We start from the raw sequence: 22,392 nt of genomic DNA on the forward strand, positions 1-22,392 counted from the left end.
CCCTCCGCATCCGCGCCGGGGGCGCGGGAGGGTCAGTCGTCGGAGACGGTGACCGTGACGGGGATGTTGCCGCGGGTCGCGTTCGAGTACGGGCACACCTGGTGGGCGGCGTCCGCGAGGGCCTGCGCCGTCTCCTGGTCGAGCTCGGGGATGACGACCTCGAGCTCGACGGCGAGCGAGAAGCCGCCGCTCTGCTCGGAGCCGATGCTCACGCGCGCACCGACGCTCGAGCCGTCGATCTTCACCTTGCGCTCGCGGGCGACGAGCTGGAGGGCGGAGTGGAAGCACGCGGAGTAGCCGGCGGCGAAGAGCTGCTCGGGGTTCGCGCCCTTGCCGGTGCCGCCCATGGCGGTGGGGACGGCGAGGTCGAGGGCGAGGTCGGAGTCGACGACGTCGACATGGCCGTCACGGCCGGCGCCGGTGGCGAGGGCCTCGGTGGTGTACAGGGGCTTCATGGTGTCGGATTCCCTTCCAAGGAGTTGAGGGCGGCGTCGAGGGAGGCGAGCGCCGCCCCCGTGTCCACCCGGGTCATGACCAATGCGCTGACGAGCAGCGCGACGAGGGTCTCGGCCAGACGCTCGCGATCGGCGAGCGGGAGGCCCGGATGCCGGGCCCCGACGCCGCGCAGGAACGCGGCGTGGAGCTCGGCGCGGTAGACGCGCACCACCTCAGCGATCCCGTCGTCCCGGGCGAGGCCCGAGCAGGCGGTGTTCACCAGGAGGCAGCCGTCGGGGAGGGTGCGTCCGGACGGGTCCGCGAAGATCTCGCGGGCGGAGCGGAAGTACCGCGCGAGGGCGCCGGGCTCGACGTCCGGCCCGCGCAGCGGGGTGAGACCGGGACGGACGACCTGGTCGAGGTAGTCCTCGACCGCGGCGTCGAAGAGACCGCGCTTGGAGCCGAACGCGTGGTAGATGCTGCTCGCGTTCAGCGCCGTGGCCTGCTGGAGCGTGGCCATGGACGCTCCGTCGTAGCCCTCGTGCCAGAAGACGTCGCGCGCGGCGCGCACCGCCTCGGCACGATCGAAGGTGAGGGGCCGTCCCATACGAGCTCCTCCTTCCGTTCCCGTCCCGGCCTCGCGGGCGCCGAGCCCTGGTGCCGGCGCCGCTTCCCCCACTATAATGGAATGACTACTTCAATAGAACCCCGGAGGTTCCTGTGGTCATCCTCGGATCCGTGCTCGCCCTCGCGGCGGCGGCCCTGCACGTCCTGATCTTCGCGCTCGAGTCCCTGCTCTGGGGCACGCCGCGCTCCCAGGCGGTGTTCGGGGCGCAGTCACCCGAGGAGATCGAGACGACGAAGCTCATGGCCCTCAACCAGGGCTTCTACAACCTCTTCCTCGCCGTGCTCGCCGCCCTCGGCGCGATCCTGCTGCTCGCCGGATCCACCGCCGTGGGCGGCGCGCTCGCCCTTGCGGGCACCGGCAGCATGCTCGCCGCCGCGCTCGTCCTGCTGCTCGCCTCCCCCGCGCACCGCGCCGCGGCGATCAAGCAGGGCACACTCCCGCTGCTGGCCGTGCTCGCGCTCGTGATCGGCCTCGCGATCTGACGCACCCGCGCGCAGGAGGGGCGCCCGCTCCCGCCGGATGGCGGAGGCGGGCGCCCCTCCCGTCGATCCCGGGAACCGGGCTCAGCGCCGGATGGAAGCCAGGTGGTCGGCGATGCGGTCCACGGCGTCCTCGAGGAGGTCCACGGGTGGGAGCGTCACGAGCCGGAAGTGGTCCGGCGTCGGATAGTTGAAGCCCGTCCCCTGCGTGACCAGGAGCTTCTTGGAGCGCAGCAGCTCGAAGGCGAACTGCTCGTCGTCGTCGATCCGGTACATCTCGCGGTCCACGCGCGGGAACATGTAAAGAGCACCCTGGGCCTTGACGACGTCGACCCCGTCGATCGCGCTGAGCCCCTCGTAGGCCACGTCGCGCTGCTCCTTGAGCCGGCCGCCCGGGAGCAGGAGCTCGTGGATCGACTGATGGCCGCCGAGCGCCGTCGCGACCACGTGCTGGGCAGGGACGTTGGGGCAGAGCCGCATGTTCGAGAGCACGTCGAGGCCCTCGATGAAGCTCGTCGCGTGGTCCTTGGGGCCGTAGAGCGCCATCCATCCGGCGCGGAAGCCCGCGACCCGGTACGCCTTGGAGAGCCCGTCGAAGGTGATGGTCAGGAGGTCCGGGGCGAGCTTCGCGATGTGGTGGTGGACCGCGTCGTCGTAGAGGATCTTGTCGTAGATCTCGTCCGCCAGGATCATCAGCCCGTGCTTGCGGGCGACCTCGACGATCTCCCTGAGCACGTGCTCGGGGTAGACCGCGCCCGTGGGGTTGTTGGGGTTGATGACGACGATCGCCTTGGTGCGCTCGGTGACCTTGTCCGCGAGGTCGGAGACGTCGGGCCACCACTGCTGCTCCTCGTCGCAGCGGTAGTGCACGGCGCGGCCGCCGGCGAGCGCGATCGAGGCGGTCCACAGCGGGTAGTCCGGAGCGGGCACGAGCACCTCGTCGCCGTCGTCCACGAGCGCCTGGCAGGTCATCTGGATGAGCTCGGAGACCCCGTTGCCGAGGTAGATGTCGTCCAGCTCCATGCCGGGCATGCCCTTGGTCTGGTAGTACTGCGCGACCGCGCGGCGGGCGGAGACCAGGCCCTTGGAGTCGGAGTAGCCCTGCGCGGTGGGCAGCGACCGGATCATGTCCACGAGGATCTCGTCCGGCGCCTCGAAGCCGAAGGGCGCGGGGTTGCCGATGTTGAGCTTGATGATCTTGTGCCCCTCGGCCTCCATGCGTGCCGCCTCTGCCGGGACCGGACCTCGGATCTCGTAGCAGACGTCGCGCAGCTTCGAGGACTGGGTGAAGATCATCAGTCGGCTCCTGTCGGGTCGGAGGGGAGAGCTCAGGGTAGCGCCGTGCGGGGCACGGGTGGAGGGATGCCCGCGGGAGGCCCTTGACGGCCCGTCCCGCACCCCTTATTTTCGGGTCGTAAGTAATTACCGGGCGAGGACGCCCGCCCCCGATCAGGAAGAGCGACGATGCCCACCGATCCCACGACCCGGCGCCTGCACCTCCGCGCGGCCGGCGTATCCCTCGTGCTCGACACGACCGGCGGGCGCGTCCCCGCGATCCTCCACTGGGGCGCGGACCTCGGCCCGCTCACCGGGACGGACCTCGCCACGCTCCTCGCCGCCGTCACCCCCGCGATCTCGAGCAACGGCCCGGACGTCCCGCTGCGCACGGGGATCCTCCCCCAGAGCGCCGACGGCTGGCTGGGCCGCCCCGGCCTCACCGGCTCCCGCGACGACGGCTCCGGCACCGCCCCGCGGCTCACCGTGACCGGCGTCCGGATCACCGAGCAGGGCACCGAGCGCACGCTCCCCGCCGGCGAGGGGACCGACCTCGAGACCGGCCCCGCCCTCGTCATGCTCGACCTCGCCGACGAGCTCCTCGGCCTCGCCGTGCGCCTCGACGTCGAGCTGCTCCCCTCCGGCCTCGTGCGCGTGCGCGCCGAGGTCACGAACACCGGCGACACCGCCTACACCGTCCACCAGCTCACCCCCGCCCTGCCGGTCCCCCTCGACGCCGACGAGCTGCTCGACTTCGGCGGCCGCTGGACCAAGGAGCGCACCCCGCAGCGCCGCGCCATGGTCACCGGCACCCACCTGCGCGAGAACCGCCGCGGCCGCACCGGCGCCGACGCCGCGCACCTGCTGCACCTGGGCACCTCCGGCTTCGACTTCGCCACCGGCGAGATCTGGGCCGTGCACACCGCCTTCTCCGGCAACCACACCCACCACGCCGAGCGGCTCTCCGCGGGCGTCCAGGTGATCGGCGGCGGCGAGCTGCTGCTCCCCGGCGAGGGCCGCCTCGCCCCCGGCGCCGCGATCGCCTCCCCCTGGCTCTACGGCGCCCACTCCGCCGCCGGGCTCGACACGATCGCCCGCCGCTTCCATGCCCACCTGCGCGACCGCGAGACGCACGGCGGCCTCCCCTACCCGGGCACCGACCGCCCCGTCACCCTCAACGTGTGGGAGGCCGTCTACTTCGACCACGACCTCTCCGTGCTCTCCGAGCTCGCCGACCGCGCCGCGGAGCTCGGCGTCGAGCGCTTCGTGCTGGACGACGGCTGGTTCGGCTCCCGCCGCGACGACACCTCGGGCCTCGGTGACTGGACCGTCTCGGAGGAGGCCTGGCCCGGCGGCCTCGCCCCGCTCGTCGAGCGCGTCACCGGCCACGGCATGCAGTTCGGCCTCTGGTTCGAGCCCGAGATGATCAACGAGGACTCCGACCTCGCCCGCGCGCACCCGGAGTGGATCATGGCCCCCGGCCCGGACCGCATGCCGCTGCCCGCCCGCCACCAGCAGGTCCTCAACCTCACGATCCCCGAGGCCTGGCAGCACGTCCACGACGCGATCGACGCGCTCCTGACCGAGCACGACATCGCCTACATCAAGTGGGACCACAACCGCGACCTCGTCGAGGCCGCGACCCGCGCGACCGGCGCCGCCGCCGTCCACGAGCAGACCCTCGCCGTGTACCGGCTCTGGGACAGCCTCAAGGCCGCGCACCCCGGCCTCGAGATCGAGTCCTGCTCCTCCGGCGGGGCCCGCGTGGACCTCGGCATCCTCGAGCGGGCGGACAGGATCTGGGTCTCCGACTGCATCGACCCCCTCGAGCGGGCGACCATGAACCGCTGGACCTCCCAGCTCGTGCCGCTCGAGCTCATGGGCAGCCACATCGCCTCCGGCGGCTCCCACACCACCGGCCGTCTGCACTCCCTCTCCTTCCGCGCCGCGAGCGCGATCCTGGGCCACCTCGGCATCGAGTGGGACCTGCGCCGCGCGACCGAGGAGGAGCTCGCCGAGCTGCGCACCTGGATCGCCCTGTACAAGGAGCAACGCGAGCTGCTGTTCACCGGTGACCTCGTCCGTGCGGACCGCGGCCAGGACGCCGTCTGGATCACCGGCGTGCTCTCCCCCGAGCGCGACCGGGCCCTGTACACGGTCACCGCCGTCGGCACCCCCGACATCGCCCCCGTCGGCGCCCTCCGCCTGCCCGGCCTCGACCCGCGGCGCCGCTACCGCGTGCGCCCGCTCGTGCTCGGCCCCCAGCCCACCGGCTACGTGTGGCCCGCCTGGGCCCGCGAGGGCGCGGACCCGGCCACGGACGCGAAGGGCGCCGGCTACGGCCCGCCCGCCCTCGTCGACCACCTCGACGTGCCCGGCGCGGTGCTGCTGCGCACGGGCCTCGCCGCCCCCGTCATGGCGCCGGAGACGGCGTTCCTGCTCGAGGTCACCGCGCTCGCGGACCGACCCTGACCCCCGCCCATCGGAGAGAGGACGACGATGTCCACCACCACCCCCGAGGCGACGAGGACGCCGGGCACGCGCCCGGCGCTTCCCCGCCGCCGCCACCGGGACGACACCCGCCTGGCTCTGCTGTTCATCCTGCCCGCGAGCGTCGGCCTGCTCGTGTTCCTCGTCTGGCCGCTGATCACGGGCCTGTACTACTCCTTCACCGAGTACGCGATCCTCACCCCCGCCCAGTGGGTGGGGCTCGAGAACTACCGCACGATGCTCACCGACCCGGTGTTCTGGAAGTCGCTGCGGGTGACCGTGCTGTACGTGCTCATCAACATCGGCGTGCAGACGGTCGTCGCGCTGCTCATCGCGGTGCTCATGCAGCGCCTCACGCAGTCCACCTGGCTGCGCTCGATCGTGCTCGCCCCTTACCTCGTCTCCAACGTCGTCGCCGCGATCGTGTTCCTGTGGATGCTCGACAGCCAGCTCGGCATCGTCAACATCGCGCTGCAGGCGATCGGCTTCGACCCCGTCTCCTTCTGGGCGAGCGAGACCTGGGTGATCCCCACCGTCGCGCTCGTGAACGTGTGGCGCCACATGGGCTACACAGCGTTGCTGCTCTTCGCCGGGCTGCAGTCCATCCCCGAGCAGCTCTACGAGGCGGCCCGCACGGAGGGCGCCGGCGAGTGGCAGCTGTTCCGCCGGATCACCCTGCCGCTGCTGCGGCCGATCCTCGCGCTCGTGCTGATCATGTCGATCATCGGCAGCTTCCAGGTGTTCGACACGATCTCCGTGACCACCCAGGGCGGGCCCTCGGACGCCTCCAAGGTGCTGCAGATGTACATCTACGAGAACGCCTTCGCGCAGTACCAGTTCGGGTACGCCTCCGCGCTCTCCGTGGCGCTGCTGGTGATCCTCGTGATCATCACCTTCGCCCAGTACTTCCTGAGCCGTGCCGGCGAGTCGGACCTGGACTGAGAGGACCCATCGATGACCACCACCGACGCCCCCGTCACGACCACCGCCCACGCGGCGGCGCCCGCGCCCTCCGCGCGGCCGCGCCGTCGCCTCTCCCCCGGCCGCCTCGCCGCCTGGGCCGTGATGATCGTGATCCTGCTGATCACGGTCTTTCCCTTCTACTGGATGCTGCGCACCGCCCTCTCCTCGAACACCGCGCTCGCCACCAACCCCAGCAGCCTGCTCCCCGTGGGCTTCTCGCTGGGCGGCTTCGCACGGGTCTTCGGCCTCCAGGACGTCGACACCGCCGTCTCCCAGGGCGGCTCCGGCGCCTCGATCACCTTCTGGCAATACCTGCTGAACACGGTGGTCGTCGCGACGAGCATCACCGTCGTCCAGACCTTCTCCTGCGCGATGGCCGCCTACGCGTTCTCCCGCCTGCGCTGGCGGGGCCGCGAGACGGTGTTCCTCGTGTTCCTCGCGGCGATGATGATCCCGCAGATCTTCACCCTGCTGCCCAACTTCGTGCTCATCAAGAACCTGCACCTCGTGGACACGCTGCTCGGGATCATGCTGCCCAGCCTGTTCATCTCCCCGTTCGCGATCTTCTTCCTGCGGCAGTTCTTCAACAACATCTCCCGCGAGGTGGAGGAGGCCGCGCTGATCGACGGGGCGAGCAAGGTGCGCGTGTTCTTCACGCTCATCCTGCCGATGTCCTCGGCGCCGCTCGCGACGCTCGGGCTGCTGACCTACATGACCGCGTGGAACGAGTACTTCTGGTCGCTGATGGTCTCCTACTCGGACTCCTCGCGGGTCCTGACCGTCGCGCTCGCGGTGTTCCGCGCGCAGTCCCCGAACACGGGCACCGACTGGGCCGGGCTCATGGCGGCGACGCTCGTCGCGGCCCTGCCCATGCTGATCCTCTTCGCGCTCTTCGCGAAGCGGATCGTGAACTCCATCGGATTCAGCGGGATCAAGTGAGGGACCGACGATGACCAACCACCATCCCCACCACCGCCAGCACTCCCTCAGCCGCCGGCGCCTGCTCGGCGGGGCCGCCGCCCTCGGCGCGGCGGCCGGCACGACGGCACTCGCCGGCTGCGGCTCCTCCGCCGCCGCGGGCGACGGCGTCGAGCTCGACTACTGGCTCTGGGACGCGAGCCAGCTGCCCGGCTACTCCGAGGCGATCGACCTGTTCATGGAGCAGAACCCGGGCATCCGTGTACGGATCACCCAGATGGGCTGGGACGACTACTGGACCAAGCTCACCGCGAGCTTCGTCGCCGGCGCCGGGCCCGACGTCTTCACCGACCACCTGGGCCGGTACCCGGAGATGCTCTCCCTCGGCGTGATCGTCCCGCTCGACGACTTCGCCCCGATCGCGGAGATCCCCGAGGACCGCTTCCAACCGGGGCTCCAGGACCTCTGGACGGGCCAGGACGGCAAGAAGTACGGGCTGCCCAAGGACTACGACACCATCGCGATCATGTACGACACGACGGTGCTCGAGGAGGCCGGGGTCACCCCCGAGGACCTCGCGTCCCTGGACTGGAACCCGGCCGACGGCGGCAGCTTCGAGCAGATGCTGCTGCACCTGACCGTGGACACGAACGGGAAGCGCGGCGACGAGGACGGCTTCGACGCCGGCAGCATCGCCACCTACGGGCTCGGGGCGGACGCCGGGATCGACTACGTGGGGCAGTCCACCTGGTCGCCCTTCGCCTTCTCCACCGGCTGGGCGTTCACCGACAAGGACACCTGGGGCACGCACTTCCGGTACGACGAGCCCGAGCTGCAGCAGACCCTCGACTGGTACTTCGGCCTCGTCGACAAGGGGATCCTGCCGCCTTTCGGCATGTTCGGCGACTCGAGCCCCGCCCAGACCCAGCTGCAGTCGCGCAAGGCGTCGCTCACGCTCGCGGGCTCCTGGATGATCGGCACCTACGCGAACCTCGAGGGGCTCTCGCTGGGGATCGCGCCGCTGCCCTCGGGCCCGATCAGCCATCCCATGTCGATGTTCAACGGCCTCGGCGACTCGATCTCGGCGCAGTCCGAGCACCCCGAGGAGGCGGCGCGGCTCGTCGCGTTCCTCGGCTCGGACGCCTCGCAGGAGATCATCGGCCGGCGCGGCGTCGTGTTCCCCGCGACCGATGCCGGGACGGCGGCGGCGATCGCCGCCTACGAGGAGCGCGGGCTCGACGCCTCCCCGTACACGGACCGCGTCGAGAACGGCGAGACGGGGCTCTACCCGCTCGTCGAGAACGCGGCCCAGATCCAGTCGATCATGCAGCCGGCGCTCGACGACCTCTGGCTGCGCAAGACGGACGCCTCATCGCTGACGGCGTACAACGAGAAGGTCAACGCCCTGTTCACCTGACGCGCGCGGGAGAGGGCGAGGGGCCCGGGCCGGGACACGGCCCGGGCCCCTCCCGTGCTCAGACGGGGCCCGTGCCCGTGATGAAGCGCCTCGCCGCGATGACGGCCGCGCCGCGCGCCCAGTCCTCGAAGTCGTCGGGCAGGTAGCGCACCACGACGTCCTGCTGCTGCGCGGGGAGCAGGGCACGCAGGGTCTCGGCGAAGGCGGGGTCGTCGCGCAGCAGCCCCACGCTCTCGCCGCCCAGCAGCAGCGCCTCGGGGTCCAGCACGCCGAGCACCCCGGCGGCGGAGACGGCGACCGCGTGGCCCACCTCCGCGGCGAGCTCGCGGGCGGCGGGGTCGCCGGCGCGCACCGCGTCGAGCACCGCCTGCAGCCGCTGCTCGGGGGTGCCCGTGCCGGCTCCCGGCACACCCCGCTCCCGGCCCGCCTCGATGACGGCGTCGTTGCAGGCCACGTCCATGAGCCGCACACCGCGGCCGTCACGGGTGACCGTGGTGAGGGCGCCGGTGAGCCCGGCCGTGTGCCCGGCCCCGCGGCGCACGACGCCGCCCTCGACCGTGCCCACCGCGACCCCGGCGCCCACGGTGATCGCGACGAAGGAGTCGTGGCGGCGGCCCGCGCCGAACCAGGCGAGCCCCTCGAGCAGGGCATGGATGTCGTTGCGGACGCTCACCGGCAGGCCCAGCGCCTGCTCGAGCCGCTCCCGCAGCGGGACCGGTCCCTCCCAGCCGAGCAGCTCGGCCGGGGCGACCACGCCGTCGTCGTCGACCCTGCCGCCGAGGCCGATCCCCACGCCCGCGATCCGCGGGTGCGAGGAGCGCAGCGCCTCGCACAGCTCCGTGACCGTCGCGATCACGGCGTCCGGGTCCTTGCGGCGCAGCGGGGCGGCGAGCTCCTCGAGGGACTGACCGCGCACGGTGACGACCGACGTGTGCACGGCCGTCGCGGTGATCTTCACGCCGATCAGCCGCACGTGCTCCTCGGCGACGTCGAGCGGCAGCTGCGGCCGGCCCTTCGCCTGGGGTCGCGGCGGGAGCTCCCGCAGCAGGCCGTTCTCGAGCAGCTCCCGGGCGAGACGGGTGAGGGTCGGGTGGGACAGGCCCAGCACCGCCGCGAGGTCCGTGCGGGCGTGCGGCCCGCGGCGCACGAGGTGCTCGTAGACGGCCGCGGCGGAGGGCGACCCCGGGGCGGCGGGGAGGTCGGTCGCGGCGGCGGTCATGAGCACCAGAGTAGGCGGCGCCCGGTCCCACGTGAGCAGGGACACTAGAGTGGCGGGCATGACCTCCGCGCCCACTGGCCCCTCGTCCCCCGCCGGCACCGACGAGCACGGGCAGGAGGAGCCGGATCTGCGCGGCAACCCCCTCGCGGTGCCCTCGGGCCTCCCCCACGGCCTGCCGGACTTCGCGGCGCTGCGCACCGAGCACTTCCTCCCCGCCTTCCGGGCCGGCGTCGCCGCCCAGAAGGCGCTGCTCGAGGAGGTCGCGACCTCGACCGCACCGCCCTCCTTCGCCTCCGTCGTGCTGCCCCTCGAGGACGGCGACCCGCTGCTGCGCCGGGTCTCCCGGGTGTTCTTCCACCTCGTCGCGACCGACGGCACCTCCGAGATGCAGGCCGTCGAGGCCGAGGTCACGCCCTGGCTGACGGCGCTCTCCGACGCCGTGTTCCTGGACCCGCGGCTCTTCGCACGCGTCGACGCTCTGCACGGCGACGAGACGGCGCGAGCGGCGCTGAGCGCGGAGGAGCGCCACCTGCTCGAGCGGCTGCACCAGCGCTTCGTGCTGCGCGGGGCGCGGCTCGACCCCGAGCAGAAGGAGACCCTGGCCGCGCTGAACCAGGAGATCTCCCGCCTCGAGACCCGCTTCACCCAGCAGGCCCGCGCGGACCTCAAGGGCGCCTCCGTGCACCTCACCGACGCGGCCCAGCTCGCGGGCCTCGACGCGGGGCAGCGCTCGGCCGCGCGCGAGGCCGCGATCGACGCCGGGCTCGAGGGCTGGCTGCTCACGCTCGTCCTGCCCACCGTCCAGCGCCTGCTCCCCTCCCTCGAGGACCGCTCCGTGCGCGAGCGGCTCTACCGTGCCTCGGCCGAGCGCGGCACCGAGACCTGGGACCTCGCCGCGCAGATCGCCGAGCTGCGCTCCCGGAAGGCCGCCCTGCTGGGCTTCGCGGACTTCGCCTCCCTCGCCGTCGCCGATCGCACGGCCGCCGTGCCCGAGGCCGTCGAGGAGCTGTTCGCGGCGACCGTCGGCCCCGCGATGCGCAACGTCGAGGGCGAGGCCGCACGGATCGCGGCACGCGCCGCCCGCGACGGCGTCGAGGACCTCGCCCCCTGGGACTGGGCCTTCTACGAGGCGCGCGTGCGCACCGAGGAGCATGCGGTGGACGAGGCCGCCCTGCAGCCCTACTTCGTGCTCGAGCGGGTGATCGAGGACGGCGTGCTGCGCGCCGCCGGCGAGGTCTACGGCCTCGCCTTCACGCGCCGCGACGACCTCACCGGCCCGCACCCGCAGGCGCTCGTCTGGGAGGTGCACCGCGAGGACGGCGAGGAGGTGGGCCTGTTCATCGGCGACTACTTCACCCGGGACGCGAAGCGCGGCGGGGCCTGGATGAACGTGCTCTCCGTGCGCTCCCGCGCCGAGGGCACCCGGCCGATCGTCATGAACACGCTGAACATCTCCCGCCCCGCCCCGGGCGAGCCGGCCTTCGTCACCCTCGACGAGGTGCGCACCCTGTTCCACGAGTTCGGTCACGCGCTGCACGCGCTGCTCTCCGACGTCGAGCACGCTTCCGCCTCGGGCACGGCCGTGCCGCGGGACGTCGTCGAGTTCCCCTCGCAGGTCAACGAGATGTGGGCGCTGCGGCCCGGGATCGTCGAGCACTACGCGCGCCATGTCGACACCGGGGAGCCGGTGCCCGCCGAGCAGCTCGAGCGGGTGCGCTCCGCAGCGCTGTGGGGCGAGGGCTTCGCGACCGCGGAGTACCTCGCGGCCGCCGTGCTCGACTGGCGCTGGCACCGCCTGCCCGGGGACACGCGCGTCGAGGACCCGCGCGCCTTCGAGGCGGAGCAGCTCGAGCAGGCGGGCCTCGCCCATCCGCTCGTCGCCCCGCGCTACCGCACCGGCTACTTCCAGCACACCTTCTCCGGCGGGTACGCGGCCGGGTACTACTCCTACCTGTGGGCGGAGGTCTTCGACGCGGACTCCGTCGCCTGGTTCGAGGAGCAGCTCGCCGCCGGCCGCCCCGTGCGCGAGGTGGGCGAGGAGTTCGCGCGGGCGATCCTCGCGATCGGCGGCTCCGCCGATCTCCTCGCCGCCTACCGCGGACTGCGCGGCCGCGACCGGGAGGTCACGCCCCTGCTCGAGCGGCGCGGCCTGGTCTGATCCCCGGCGCCCGGCTGGAGGGGGCCGCCGGGCATCTGACATGCTTCCCCCAGCGATCGAGCGGCGGCCACCTGCCGCCGGAGGAGGAGCCCCGATGAGCCAGACCAGCGCCACGACCGAGGCGGACGACCAGCCGACGATCTACACCGCCTACGAGATCGACTTCATGATCTCGCTGCGCCCCACCGAGAACGCCGCGGTCACCCGCGAGCAGGTGGGGCTGCGCAGCGCCCCCGAGGAGGCCCGCGAGTTCGTCACCGCCGCCGTCACCTCGGGCCTGCGCGCCCGCGGCAAGGTCGAGCGCTCACAGGACGGCCAGTGGCTGCTCGGCGAGGAAGGGCAGGTCGTGGCGGGCACGCTCACCTCCGCGGACCGCTGGCTGGGGCTCGCGCTCTCCGAGGGGGAGGCGATGCGCATGGCGTTCGTGGTCTCCGCGGGGGACGCGGTGCTCATGCTCACCCAGGACGAGCTGGACTCCTTCATCGTCTCCGCCCTGCCGGACCCCGCCCAGGTGCCGCGCTCGGTGACGGACATCGTCACCGCCTTCCTCGAGGACGGCGCCGGCCGCACGGTCTCCCTGCGCCGCACGGAGCTCGGGACGGCGCAGGAGCAGACCCCGTTCATGCTCCACGTCGAGGCCGACGGCTCCTGGCGCGCCGGCCACCTCCCGCTCGACGAGGAGGGGGTCCTCTCGGTCTCCCCGATCGACCGGGCGCAGGTGAGCGACGCCGTCCGCGCCCTCTGGGAGGACGGCGTCAGCGCCGCCCCCTCCGCCTGAGACCTGCTGCGCCCGCCCCGCCGCGGTGCGTCAGGCGAGAGGGTCCGCGCCGCGCGCGCTCCGCACCTCCCGGGCCTCCCGGGCCCGGGCGCGCAGATGGCGGTACCGGCGGTGCAGCCGCACCATCACCCAGATCCCGCAGGCCAGCAGGAGCACGGCGATCACCGCCGCGAGGGCCGGCAGCAGCACGGTCAGCACACCCATCACCACGGCCGCGAGATCCTCCCCCGTCGAGACGACGACGTTGGAGACCGGCTCCGGGGAGATGTTCACGGCGGCGCGCGTCGTGCTCTTGACGGCGTGGGAGCCGAAGGCCGTCGCGGCGCCGATCACCGCCATCACCACCGCGGTGGTCGTGTCGGTCTCCCCGCCCAGCAGGTAGCCGATCGCGCCGCCCGCCACGGGCCGCACGATCAGGTGCAGCTGGTCCCAGAAGGAGTCGAGGAAGGCGATCTTGTCCGCCGCGAGGTCCACGAGCAGCAGGATCCCGGTGATGACGAGGAGATCGGTGCGCTGCAGCACCTCGGGCACCTGCTCGAGCCCCAGCACGCGGCCGGCGAGCCCCAGCAGGAAGACCATGAAGTAGGGCCGCACCCCGCTCACCCATCCCGAGCCGAGCGTCATCACGAGCGCTTCCATGTCGCCTCCCCTGCCGCGCACCCGACCCTCGCGCGGGCGCCGTGCGCCCATCGTGCCCCGGATCCGCTCCCCGCGCAGTCCCCCGCGCGAACCGGCCCGCCCTCAGCGGTGGCCGGGGCCCCGGCGGCGTCGCCGGTGCAGCTCGCGCCGCAGGATCCGGACCCCCTCGGCGCTCGGCCGGCCGTGCTCGCGCACCGGTCGGTCCAGCGCCGGCAGCACCACGCGCCGTCCTCCGCGCAGGCGCAGCGCGACCGTGAGCCAGTGGACCGGGTGCACGACCCGCGCCTCGACGTCGACCACGTCCTCCCAGCGCACCCGCCGCGTGCGCAGGGCGCCGCGGCTGACGATCTCCTCGGCCCCGATCTCGACGCTCGCCCGCGCCGCCGCGAGCCCGGACAGCGCGAACCGCAGTCCCAGGCCGCCGAGCACCAGCACGAGCAGGCCGAGCGCCGCCTCCGCGGCGAGGAGGCCGAGCGAGGGCGCCTCCGGGCCGGTGCGGGACAGGGCGAGCAGCACCCCGGCGCCGGCCGCGATCGTCGCCCCGGCGAGCCCCGCCGCGCCGGCGACCGCGCCGACCACGCTGCGTCGCAGGGCGTGCGCGGGCAGCAGCACACGCGGGGCCGGGACGCTCCTGCCCTCGCCCGGCCGGGTCCCGGCGACGGCGCGCGGTGCGGCGGCGTCACGGGGTGCGGGACGGAGACCCTCGACCGCGCGCAGCATGCGTTCGACGGTCGCGGCGCCGCGCGAGAAGTCCGGCAGCGGCCGGGGGCCGGGGCCGGGGTCCAGCGAGCGGGGGACGGTCATGGCCCGACCGTACGGCGGCCGTGCGAGCCGCGCCATGGGGAGAGGTCCCCAGGTGCGTGCGCGGAGGGAGCGGTCGTACAGTGCGGGGCATGTCCGGCTCCTCCCCCCGCTTCCGCCGTCCCGCCTCGCTGTACCCCTCCGTCGCCGACCAGCTGCCCGGCGACCCGGACCCGGGCACCGCGAGCGACCTCGCCCACAGCTCGGCGAGCGCGCTGCTGGACGGCGTCTTCCACAGCGAGGACCCGGAGGTCGTGCAGCGGGTGCTGACCCTCGCCGCGCGCGAGGGCCTCGGCGACCTCGCGACCCTGTGGTCCCGCGCCCCCGCGACGACCCTGCCGGGCGCGCTCTGGCGCCTGTACGTGCTGCACACGTGGGTGCAGCGGGCCGGCGACGACGTGGTGCTGCGCTACCGCCAGGGCTCCCGCACCGTGCCCGGCCTGCGCTACCTCTCCGGCCTCTCCGAGCCGCCGGACGTCGACGAGGTGCGCCGCACGATGGACGACATCCTGCGCGGCGCCTTCACCGGCGATCTCGGCATGGCCCTGATCCGCGCCGGGGCGGTCGCGACGATCGTCGCCCACGGCACCGCCCACCTCGCCGACTCCTCCCCCGAGGAGGGCCTCACGGCGCAGGCGGAGCGGCTGCTGAGCACGGGCGAGGAGCTCGTCGCGGCCGGCCGTCACGCCGAGGCGGGCACGCTGGACTGACGGCGCCGAGGCCCCTCCTGGGCGGGGCGTGCTGGGGGGCGCCGTGCGAGATGCTTCACTCCTCCCCCGCCCGCGGCCGCTCCACGGGCCTCCCCGCTGACACCGCCCGGGCGAGTGCCCTACGATGGTTCGCGCGTCGGGCCGCGGTTGCCCCGGGCTCCAACATTTGCCGCTTCGAGCGGCCTTCGCGCCGACAGGCGCATCCCGGTCCGGCGCATCGACGTTGGAACGGCCCCGCACCCCTGATCCGGGTGCCGAGGGCGAGGGCTGCGCCACCGAGCGCGAGGAGGCGTCTGGCCATGGTGCAGCTGTTCCCCCGGCGGCTCGAGCGCCCCATGTACGGACTGTTCGCCGAGCTCGCCGAGATCCAGGTGCAGGCCGCGGACACCCACTCGACCGTCCTCGGCTCGGGCTACCGCGAGCGGATGCGCATCGCCCCCCGCCTGCACGAGCACTCCACGAGCGCCGAGGAGCTCGTGCGCCGCATCGCGAACCGTCTCGCGGACTCCCTCATCACGCCCTACGAGGCGGAGCTTCTCTACTCCCTCGCCCTCACGGTCGCGGACTCGATCTCCGCGATGGAGCACAGCGCCGAGCTGCTCGTGCTCTTCCACAGTGGCACGCAGCCCACGCCGCTGCTCGAGGCGGCCAAGGGCATCGAGCGCTGCGCCGAGCTGACCGTCACCGCGAGCTGGAAGCTCGACACCGTGCGGGAGCTCGGCGACTACTACGCGCAGGTGCGCAAGGTCGCCCGGCAGGGCCGTCGGCTCACCCGCCAGGCGCTCGGGGAGCTCTACGCCCGCGGCGGCTCCGGGATCGACCTGCTGCCCCAGCGGGACGTGATCGACGCGGTGGACACGATCGTCGAGCTGCAGGAGCGGGCGGCGCGCACCGCGGATCTGCTGCGCGTCAAGGACGCCTGAGGTGACGATCGCGCTTCTGGTCGCCGTGGTGCTGCTCGCCTTCGTCACCGCGTTCTGCACCGGGTTCCACGACGCCTCGAGCGCCGTCTCCACGACCATCTCCACCCGCTCGCTGCGGGAGAGCACTGCGCTGAACCTCGCCGCGGTGCTCAACCTCCTGGGCGCCCTGATCGGGATGCTCATCGTGCCGCTCAGCGTGGGCTGGGCGGTCTCCCTGCTGGGGCTGGGCCCGATCATCGCGGCGAGCGCCGACACCCCGGACCTCATCGGCATCGCGCTCGTGCTCATGCTGCTCGCGACCCTCGCCTGGGAGATCATCACCTGGTGGTACGGGACGCCCTCCTCGACCTGGCACGCCTTCCTCGGGGCCGCCCTCGGTGCCTCCGCCGCCCTCGGCGCCTTCGAGGCCTGGCTGCCCGTGATCGGCCTGCTCGCCCTCGCGACGCTGCTGGGACCGCTCATGGGCATGCTCCTCAGCATCGCCGGCATGCGGGGCCTGCTCGCGCTGGGACGCACCGAGCGGCTGAGGGTGGGGCACCTCCGCTTCGCCCAGACCGTCTCCGCGTGCGCGGTCGCGACGGGGCACGGACTGAGCGACTCCCGTCTCCCCTACGCGCTCGTGGTCCTCGCCTGCCAGGCGGCCGGCTTCCCGCTCGCGGACTCCCTGTGGCTGCTCGCGCCGATCGCGGTCGCGATCGCGGCGGGGACCCTCATGGGCGGCCACCGGATCATCCGCACCATCGGGCGCCGGCTCACGTCGCTGAACTCGGCGCAGGGCTTCGTCGCGGAGTGCACCTCGGCACTGCTCATGGCCCTCGCCGTGGTCGGCTTCCAGGTGCCGATCTCGAGCTCCCACACGCTCGCCTCGAGCGTGGTCGGTGCAGGCGCGGCGATCGGTCCGCGGCACGTGCGCTGGACGGTCGCCGCGAAGATCGTCGGCTTCTGGATCGCGACCCCGATCGTGACCTGTGTGATCACGGCGATGGGGATGCGGATCGTGCTCGGGGCTCTCTGAGACCTCTCGGAGGCGGCGTCGCTATCCTTCCCGGGTCCCCCCGCGAAGGAGCCCCTGATGTCCGACGGCGACACCACGGCACCCGGCCAGCGCCGGCGCCCCACCTACGGCCTGCCCGCCCCCACCCCGCAGCCCGGTGACGCCGCCGCCCCGGGCGCGTACGGGAGCCCCGCACCGCAGGGCCGGTACGGCAGCCCGGCCCCGCAGGGCCAGTACGGCAGCCCGGCGCCGCAGGGTCAGTACGGAAGCCCGACGCCGCACGAGCCCGCCGCCTGGGCCTCGCACGGCGCGGCCCCGTCCCCCGCGGGCGGCCCGTCGGCCCCGGCCCCCGCTCGTCGTCGCCGCGGGCTCGTCCCGCTGATCATCGGCCTCGCGCTGCTGATCATCGTGGGCCCCGCGGCCGCCGTCGGCGGGATCATCTGGGGGTTCAGCGGGGTCATGGGGCAGGCGACCGACGGCCCCACCGTGGTCCAGGGCACGAGCGGCACCGTCGAGATGGGCGAGGGCGAGATGCTCATCCTCTACGTCCCGACGGCGGACGCCGGCGCCACCTGCACCGTGGAGGGCGCGAGCCCGTCGGACCTCACCACCGTCCCCACCTCCGGCACGATCACCGCGCCCGACGGCACGTCCTACGAGCAGAGCCTCGGCGTCGTCGCGACGGCGGACACGACCGCCACGATCACCTGCACGGGGACCGAGGCGCCCGCCTACATGGGGCCGCTCGACGTGTTCGGCATCGCCCTGCCGCTGATCCTGGGGCCGATCATCGGCGTCGTCGTCGGGCTCGTCGGCCTGGTGCTCGCGATCGTGGGCGCCGTCCTGCTCGTGCGGTCCCGGCGGAGCTGAGCCCCGATCTCCTTCCCCGGACCCGGACCGCGCGGTCCTCCTGTCTCAGGGATCGACCGCGCGGGCCACGGTCGGGGCCGGGGGCACCTAGAGTGGCCGCGTGACCCCGACCCCCGGAACGGAGTGGTGACCATGCATCCCCGCGCAGGCCAGAAGGCCCTCCCGGAGGATCTCGTCGACGTCGACGAGCTCCTCGACGCGTACTACGACCTCCACCCGGACCCCCGCGACCCGGACCAGCAGGTCGCCTTCGGCACCTCCGGCCACCGCGGCTCCTCCCTGGACACCGCCTTCAACGAGGACCACATCGCCGCGACCACGCAGGCGATCGTGGAGTACCGCGCGGGCCAGGGCATCCGCGGGCCCCTCTTCATCGGCCGCGACACCCACGCGCTGTCCCGCCCGGCCTTCGACACCGCTCTCGAGGTGCTCGCCGGCAACGACGTCGCGGTGCTCATCGACTCCGGTGACCGCTACACGCCGACCCCGGCGGTCTCGCACGCGATCCTCGTGCACAACCGCGGCAAGGCGGCCTCCGACCCCTCGCGGGCCGACGGCATCGTCGTCACGCCGAGCCACAACCCGCCGCGCGACGGCGGCTTCAAGTACAACCCGCCCCACGGCGGCCCCGCGGACTCCGACGCGACCGGATGGATCGCCGACCGCGCGAACGAGCTGCTCGGGGCCGGCCTGCGGGGTGTGCGCCGCGCAGGCCGCCAGAAGGCGCTGCAGGAGGCCGGTCGCCACGACTACCTCCACACCTACGTGCAGGACCTGCCGAACGTCGTGGACATCGACGCGATCCGCAAGGCGGGCGTGCGCATCGGCGCCGATCCGCTCGGCGGCGCGTCGGTGGACTACTGGGCGATGATCAGCGATCTCCACGACCTCGACCTCACGGTCGTGAACCCGGAGGTCGATCCGCAGTTCGGCTTCATGACCCTGGACCGCGACGGCAAGATCCGCATGGACTGCTCGAGCCCGTGGTCGATGGCCTCCCTGCTCGAGCGCCGCGACGAGTACGACATCGCGACCGGCAACGACGCGGACTCCGACCGTCACGGCATCGTCACGCCCGATGCGGGGCTCATGAACCCCAACCACTACCTCGCGGTCGCGATCACCTACCTGTTCGCGCACCGTCCGGGCTGGCCGGCGGGGGCGAAGGTCGGCAAGACGGTGGTCTCCTCGAGCCTCATCGACCGGGTCGTCGCCGATCTGGGACGCGAGCTGTTCGAGGTCCCCGTGGGCTTCAAGTGGTTCGTCCCCGGGCTCATCGACTCCTCGGTGGGCTTCGGCGGCGAGGAGAGCGCGGGCGCCTCGTTCCTGCGCCGTGACGGCTCCGTGTGGACCACGGACAAGGACGGCATCATCCTCGCGCTGCTCGCCTCGGAGATCCTCGCGGTGACGGGCCGCTCCCCGAGCGTCCTGCACGGCGAGCTCGTCGAGCGCTTCGGCGAGAGCGCCTACGCCCGCACGGACGCCCCCGCGGACCGCGAGCAGAAGGCGAAGCTCAAGAAGCTCAGCCCCCAGCAGGTGACGGCGACGGACCTCGCCGGCGAGCCGATCACCGCGGCGATCACCGAGGCCCCGGCCGGCGGGGCGATCGGCGGCCTGAAGGTCTCCACGGAGTCCGCGTGGTTCGCCGCGCGCCCCTCCGGCACGGAGGACATCTACAAGATCTATGCGGAGTCGTTCCGCGGCGAGGAGCATCTCGCGAAGGTCCAGGAGGAGGCGAAGGCCCTGGTCGACGGCGCTCTCGCCGACTGACCCTCCCCGCCCGCGGTGCCGATCGGTGCCGCGGGCGGTCCATGTCGGGATGACCGCACGGTCACCATCGGGCTCCCGGGAACCTCGCGGGGGCCTCACGGAGGTCTCCCCGGTTGCCCGTGGCACCGTGCACACGTCCTTGCCCCGACCGCCGTTCCCCGCACATCATGAATGAGAAGGTAAAGGTTCGGTAGGGTAAGCTTCCCCGCTGGATCTGCCGCACGTGCCACGAACAGCCTGCCCACAGGACTACACCGGGAGAAGGGGGGTTTCGCCTATGCGTCTGCGCTCACGACTGTGCGCCGGCACCGCGGTGCTCGCCCTCGGCCTCCCCGCCGCCGCCGCCCCGGCTCTTGCCGCGGGCGGGGACCAGGACTCCTCGGGCACGACCACCACCCAGCAGCCCGCGACCGTCTCGTCGAGCGCGACGACCTCCGGTGACGACGTCACCGTCGAGGTCACCCTCGGCACCGCCGAGGAGGACGACCAGGGCGAGAGCACCCCTGCCGAGGCGGCCACCCCCTCCGAGCGGACCACGCCCTTCGAGGAGACGACGACCGGGACGAGCGCGCCCGCGACGCCCACGGAGTCGACGGAGTCCGAGACGACGTCGGCCCCGGAGACCACGGAGCCGGAGTCGACCGAGCCCGCCACGACCGAGCCCACGGCCGCGGATCCGGAGCCGACCACGGAGCCGTCGACCACGGAGACGACCGAGCCGTCGACGACGGAGCCGGAGCCCACGCCGACGACCACCACCCCCGAGCCCACGGCCGAGGACCCCACCGACTCCCCCGTCGAGCCGGCCACGGCGAACCCCTCAAGGTCGCTGACGAGCTCCAAGACGACGTCGACCGCCCCGACCGAAAGCAGCTCGGCGAGCGACGGCGGCGGGGACGACGAGCAGTGCACGCCCGACCCGTCCGACGCCGGCGCAGACGACAGCTGCGCGTCAGACGGCGGCGGCGGAAACGGATCCGGCGGCAACGGCGGACAGACCACCGCGCCGGAGACGCCCTCGGAGTCGGAGTCGCCGTCGGGCACCCCGACGACGGATCCGGGCACACCGACCACGGAGCCGACGACGCCCGATCCGACCACGACCGAGCCCCCGTCGTCCACGACGGCCCCGACTCCCTCGACCTCACCGGGGTCGGAGCTCACCACCGAGCCGTCCGAGTCCACCGAGAGCCCCACCACGACGGACAGCGCCTCGCCGAGCGAGCAGCCGCGGGACCCGGAGCCCACGAGCGAGCAGCCCTCCGCCCCGGTCGAGGAGCCCGTGCTCACGGATCCCGAGTCCGCCTCCGCGCCCGAGTCCGGATCGGCATCCGAGTCCGACCCCGCGTCCGAGTCCGCGAGCGCCCCCGGGAGCTCCACGAGCGCCGGCACCAGCAGCACGGGCAGCGGCTCCGACTCCGGCGGCTCCACGAGCTCCGGCAGCGCCGACGGATCCGCCACCGAGGAGCCCGTGGCCCCGCCGACCACCCCGGACGACCCCAACGCGAGCGGCGGCCCGATCGTCCAGCTGCTCAGCGCGATCACCCAGGAGGACGGGAACGGCTTCGGCCGTCTGCGTCAGGTGCTCGTCGCGGCCCTCGGCATCGGCTTCCTCACCGCCGCCGGTTTCATCGGCGCGACGCTCCGCAGCCGTCAGATCTCCGGGCCCCGCGGCCACCGCCGCCGCTCCTGAGGGCGGTCACCCGCTCCTCGGAGGGGCCGGGCGGCCGTCGGCCCGCCGCGTCAGGCGCGGTCGCGCAGGGTGAGGCGCAGGTGCAGCAGCAGCGAGGGCAGGGACTTCTGCATCTGCAGCACCGTCCGGTCGAACGCCTTCTGCCCGTAGTACCAGGGATCCTTGACGCTCAGCTCCGCCTCGCGGGCCTGCACGGGCGCGGTGGGGTCGAACTGCCGCCACAGCACGACGTCCGGCGCGGAGGAGCCCTCCGGCGCCTGATCGATCATGCGCCGCAGCACCTGTGCGTGCTCGGCCGTCATCGGCAGCACGAGATCCCAGGTCAGCAGCTCCGTGAGGTGGATCGAGCGGGCCGTGTGCTCGAAGGGGCGGTCGTAGCCCGCGCGCTCGAGGGCCACCTCGGTGCGCTCGTCGATGGGCTGGCCCTCCGCCTCCCAGCTCGTGCCGGCGGAGCCGATCTCGACGCGGTCGGCGAGCCCGTCCAGGCGCACGGCCTCGCGCAGCATGATCGCGGCCGCCGGGGAACGGCAGACGTTTCCGGTGCAGACGGTGAGGACGCGGAAGGGCTCCATCGCGCCATTGTCGCAACTCCTGCGGGCAGGTGCGCGCCGTTCGTCCATGGCCCGTATGATGCTGGCGGAGGCGCCGGCCCTGGCCGTGCCCCGCACGGCATGAGTCCACCCCCGGTGGTCATCGCCCATCCCCCGCACCGACGGCTCAGGAGGACTGCCATGGCCGACATCATCCGCGCCCACGACGACGACTGGTCGCTCGTGCGTGAGATCCGGCTCCGCTCTCTCAGCACCGACCCCGCGGCCTTCGGCCAGAGCTGGGAGAAGGAATCCACGTACGACGACGCCGTGTGGCGCCAGCGTGTCCAGGACGCCGCCTGGTTCCTCGCGGTCGAGGACGGCCAGCCCCTCGCCGTGGTCGCCGTCCGCCACGAGGCGGACTCCCCGGAGAACGAGCGCGAGCTCCAGGCCATGTGGGTCACCCCGACCTCCCGCAAGACCGGTCTCGCCCAGCGCCTCGCCGAGGCGGTCCTCGCCTGGGCCGCGGAGGACGGCGCCGACACGGTGACGCTCTACGTCGGCCCCAGCAACGTCGGCGCGACCGGCCTGTACCGGGCCCTCGGCTTCCAGGACACGGGCGAGCGCTGGCAGATCGTCGAGGACGATCCCGACGGCGCCTGGCTGAAGATGGCCCGCGGCGTCTGAGCCGCCTGCGGTCCC

21 protein-coding genes are annotated in these 22,392 nt (G+C 73.3%); 14 read left to right on the forward strand and 7 right to left on the reverse strand.

Going from position 1 to position 22,392, the window contains the following annotated elements:
- Nucleotides 1–32: 32 nt before the first annotated feature.
- Both ABD080_RS16380 and ABD080_RS16385 read right to left on the reverse strand, forming a co-directional pair.
- Nucleotides 33–455 (reverse strand): organic hydroperoxide resistance protein, encoded by a 423-nt coding sequence (locus tag ABD080_RS16380; protein ID WP_343906467.1) that lies wholly within the window; start codon nucleotides 453–455, stop codon nucleotides 33–35.
- Nucleotides 452–1,042: a TetR/AcrR family transcriptional regulator gene (locus ABD080_RS16385; protein WP_343906468.1), complete on the reverse strand. Its 591-nt coding sequence runs from the start codon at nucleotides 1,040–1,042 to the stop codon at nucleotides 452–454. Before ABD080_RS16385 ends, ABD080_RS16380 begins: the two co-directional genes overlap by 4 nt.
- A gap of 113 nt (nucleotides 1,043–1,155) precedes the next feature.
- Between ABD080_RS16385 and ABD080_RS16390 the strand changes: the two genes are divergently transcribed.
- On the forward strand, nucleotides 1,156–1,545 hold the full coding sequence (locus ABD080_RS16390) for a DUF1304 family protein (RefSeq protein WP_137771522.1): 390 nt from the start codon (nucleotides 1,156–1,158) through the stop codon (nucleotides 1,543–1,545).
- An 81-nt stretch (nucleotides 1,546–1,626) separates the two neighbouring features.
- On the opposite strand, the gene ABD080_RS16395 is transcribed toward ABD080_RS16390, so the two are convergent.
- Nucleotides 1,627–2,838 carry a pyridoxal phosphate-dependent aminotransferase gene (locus ABD080_RS16395; RefSeq protein WP_137771523.1) on the reverse strand — a complete coding sequence of 404 codons (1,212 nt, stop codon included), beginning with the start codon at nucleotides 2,836–2,838 and terminating at the stop codon, nucleotides 1,627–1,629.
- 168 nt (nucleotides 2,839–3,006) lie between these two features.
- Between ABD080_RS16395 and ABD080_RS16400 the strand changes: the two genes are divergently transcribed.
- Genes ABD080_RS16400 through ABD080_RS16415 form a run of 4 tightly spaced genes read left to right on the forward strand, consistent with a single transcriptional unit; the run spans nucleotide 3,007 to nucleotide 8,605 of the window.
- The gene (locus ABD080_RS16400; protein ID WP_343906473.1) at nucleotides 3,007–5,289 is read left to right on the forward strand and encodes an alpha-galactosidase; all 2,283 of its coding nucleotides are present in this window, start codon (nucleotides 3,007–3,009) and stop codon (nucleotides 5,287–5,289) included.
- Between the two features lie 27 nt (nucleotides 5,290–5,316).
- Nucleotides 5,317–6,249 (forward strand): carbohydrate ABC transporter permease, encoded by a 933-nt coding sequence (locus ABD080_RS16405; RefSeq protein ID WP_343906475.1) that lies wholly within the window; start codon nucleotides 5,317–5,319, stop codon nucleotides 6,247–6,249.
- A 12-nt stretch (nucleotides 6,250–6,261) separates the two neighbouring features.
- Entirely contained in the window at nucleotides 6,262–7,209 is a 948-nt protein-coding gene (locus ABD080_RS16410) for a carbohydrate ABC transporter permease (protein WP_137771526.1), read from the forward strand.
- A 10-nt stretch (nucleotides 7,210–7,219) separates the two neighbouring features.
- Nucleotides 7,220–8,605, forward strand: a complete 1,386-nt coding sequence (locus ABD080_RS16415; RefSeq protein ID WP_343906477.1) for an ABC transporter substrate-binding protein — start codon at nucleotides 7,220–7,222, stop codon at nucleotides 8,603–8,605.
- A 58-nt stretch (nucleotides 8,606–8,663) separates the two neighbouring features.
- Here the strand turns inward: ABD080_RS16415 and ABD080_RS16420 are convergent, their stop codons facing one another.
- Nucleotides 8,664–9,824 (reverse strand): ROK family protein, encoded by a 1,161-nt coding sequence (locus ABD080_RS16420; protein ID WP_343906479.1) that lies wholly within the window; start codon nucleotides 9,822–9,824, stop codon nucleotides 8,664–8,666.
- A 58-nt stretch (nucleotides 9,825–9,882) separates the two neighbouring features.
- Here ABD080_RS16420 and ABD080_RS16425 point away from each other — a divergent pair, with 58 nt between their 5' ends.
- A complete protein-coding gene (locus tag ABD080_RS16425; RefSeq protein WP_343906481.1) occupies nucleotides 9,883–11,982 on the forward strand; it encodes a M3 family metallopeptidase in 2,100 nt (699 codons plus the stop codon).
- A gap of 94 nt (nucleotides 11,983–12,076) precedes the next feature.
- On the forward strand, nucleotides 12,077–12,760 hold the full coding sequence (locus ABD080_RS16430; protein WP_343906483.1) for a hypothetical protein: 684 nt from the start codon (nucleotides 12,077–12,079) through the stop codon (nucleotides 12,758–12,760).
- 30 nt (nucleotides 12,761–12,790) lie between these two features.
- On the opposite strand, the gene ABD080_RS16435 is transcribed toward ABD080_RS16430, so the two are convergent.
- Both ABD080_RS16435 and ABD080_RS16440 read right to left on the reverse strand, forming a co-directional pair.
- Nucleotides 12,791–13,399, reverse strand: coding sequence for a DUF4126 domain-containing protein (locus tag ABD080_RS16435; protein WP_343906487.1), 609 nt, complete (start codon nucleotides 13,397–13,399; stop codon nucleotides 12,791–12,793).
- Nucleotides 13,400–13,501: 102 nt separating this feature from the next.
- Nucleotides 13,502–14,203 (reverse strand): PH domain-containing protein, encoded by a 702-nt coding sequence (locus ABD080_RS16440; RefSeq protein ID WP_343906490.1) that lies wholly within the window; start codon nucleotides 14,201–14,203, stop codon nucleotides 13,502–13,504.
- Between the two features lie 89 nt (nucleotides 14,204–14,292).
- On the opposite strand from ABD080_RS16440, the gene ABD080_RS16445 reads away from it, so the two are divergent.
- From ABD080_RS16445 to ABD080_RS16470, 6 genes are all read left to right on the forward strand, one after another.
- Nucleotides 14,293–14,910: a hypothetical protein gene (locus ABD080_RS16445; protein WP_137771533.1), complete on the forward strand. Its 618-nt coding sequence runs from the start codon at nucleotides 14,293–14,295 to the stop codon at nucleotides 14,908–14,910.
- 299 nt (nucleotides 14,911–15,209) lie between these two features.
- A complete protein-coding gene (locus ABD080_RS16450) occupies nucleotides 15,210–15,833 on the forward strand; it encodes a hypothetical protein (RefSeq protein WP_137771534.1) in 624 nt (207 codons plus the stop codon).
- A gap of 1 nt (nucleotide 15,834) precedes the next feature.
- On the forward strand, nucleotides 15,835–16,848 hold the full coding sequence (locus tag ABD080_RS16455; RefSeq protein ID WP_343906493.1) for an inorganic phosphate transporter: 1,014 nt from the start codon (nucleotides 15,835–15,837) through the stop codon (nucleotides 16,846–16,848).
- A 57-nt stretch (nucleotides 16,849–16,905) separates the two neighbouring features.
- Nucleotides 16,906–17,697 carry a hypothetical protein gene (locus ABD080_RS16460; RefSeq protein ID WP_343906495.1) on the forward strand — a complete coding sequence of 264 codons (792 nt, stop codon included), beginning with the start codon at nucleotides 16,906–16,908 and terminating at the stop codon, nucleotides 17,695–17,697.
- A gap of 132 nt (nucleotides 17,698–17,829) precedes the next feature.
- A complete protein-coding gene (gene pgm, locus ABD080_RS16465; RefSeq protein WP_137771537.1) occupies nucleotides 17,830–19,467 on the forward strand; it encodes a phosphoglucomutase (alpha-D-glucose-1,6-bisphosphate-dependent) in 1,638 nt (545 codons plus the stop codon).
- Between the two features lie 277 nt (nucleotides 19,468–19,744).
- The gene (locus ABD080_RS16470) at nucleotides 19,745–21,160 is read left to right on the forward strand and encodes a hypothetical protein (RefSeq protein WP_343906497.1); all 1,416 of its coding nucleotides are present in this window, start codon (nucleotides 19,745–19,747) and stop codon (nucleotides 21,158–21,160) included.
- Nucleotides 21,161–21,210: 50 nt separating this feature from the next.
- Here the strand turns inward: ABD080_RS16470 and ABD080_RS16475 are convergent, their stop codons facing one another.
- Nucleotides 21,211–21,732 (reverse strand): arsenate reductase/protein-tyrosine-phosphatase family protein, encoded by a 522-nt coding sequence (locus ABD080_RS16475; protein WP_343906498.1) that lies wholly within the window; start codon nucleotides 21,730–21,732, stop codon nucleotides 21,211–21,213.
- A 159-nt stretch (nucleotides 21,733–21,891) separates the two neighbouring features.
- Here ABD080_RS16475 and ABD080_RS16480 point away from each other — a divergent pair, with 159 nt between their 5' ends.
- The gene (locus ABD080_RS16480) at nucleotides 21,892–22,377 is read left to right on the forward strand and encodes a GNAT family N-acetyltransferase (RefSeq protein ID WP_137771540.1); all 486 of its coding nucleotides are present in this window, start codon (nucleotides 21,892–21,894) and stop codon (nucleotides 22,375–22,377) included.
- The last annotated feature ends 15 nt before the right edge of the window (nucleotides 22,378–22,392 follow it).

The sequence above is a fragment of the Brachybacterium rhamnosum genome (genome assembly GCF_039526185.1).
Classification (GTDB): domain Bacteria; phylum Actinomycetota; class Actinomycetes; order Actinomycetales; family Dermabacteraceae; genus Brachybacterium; species Brachybacterium rhamnosum.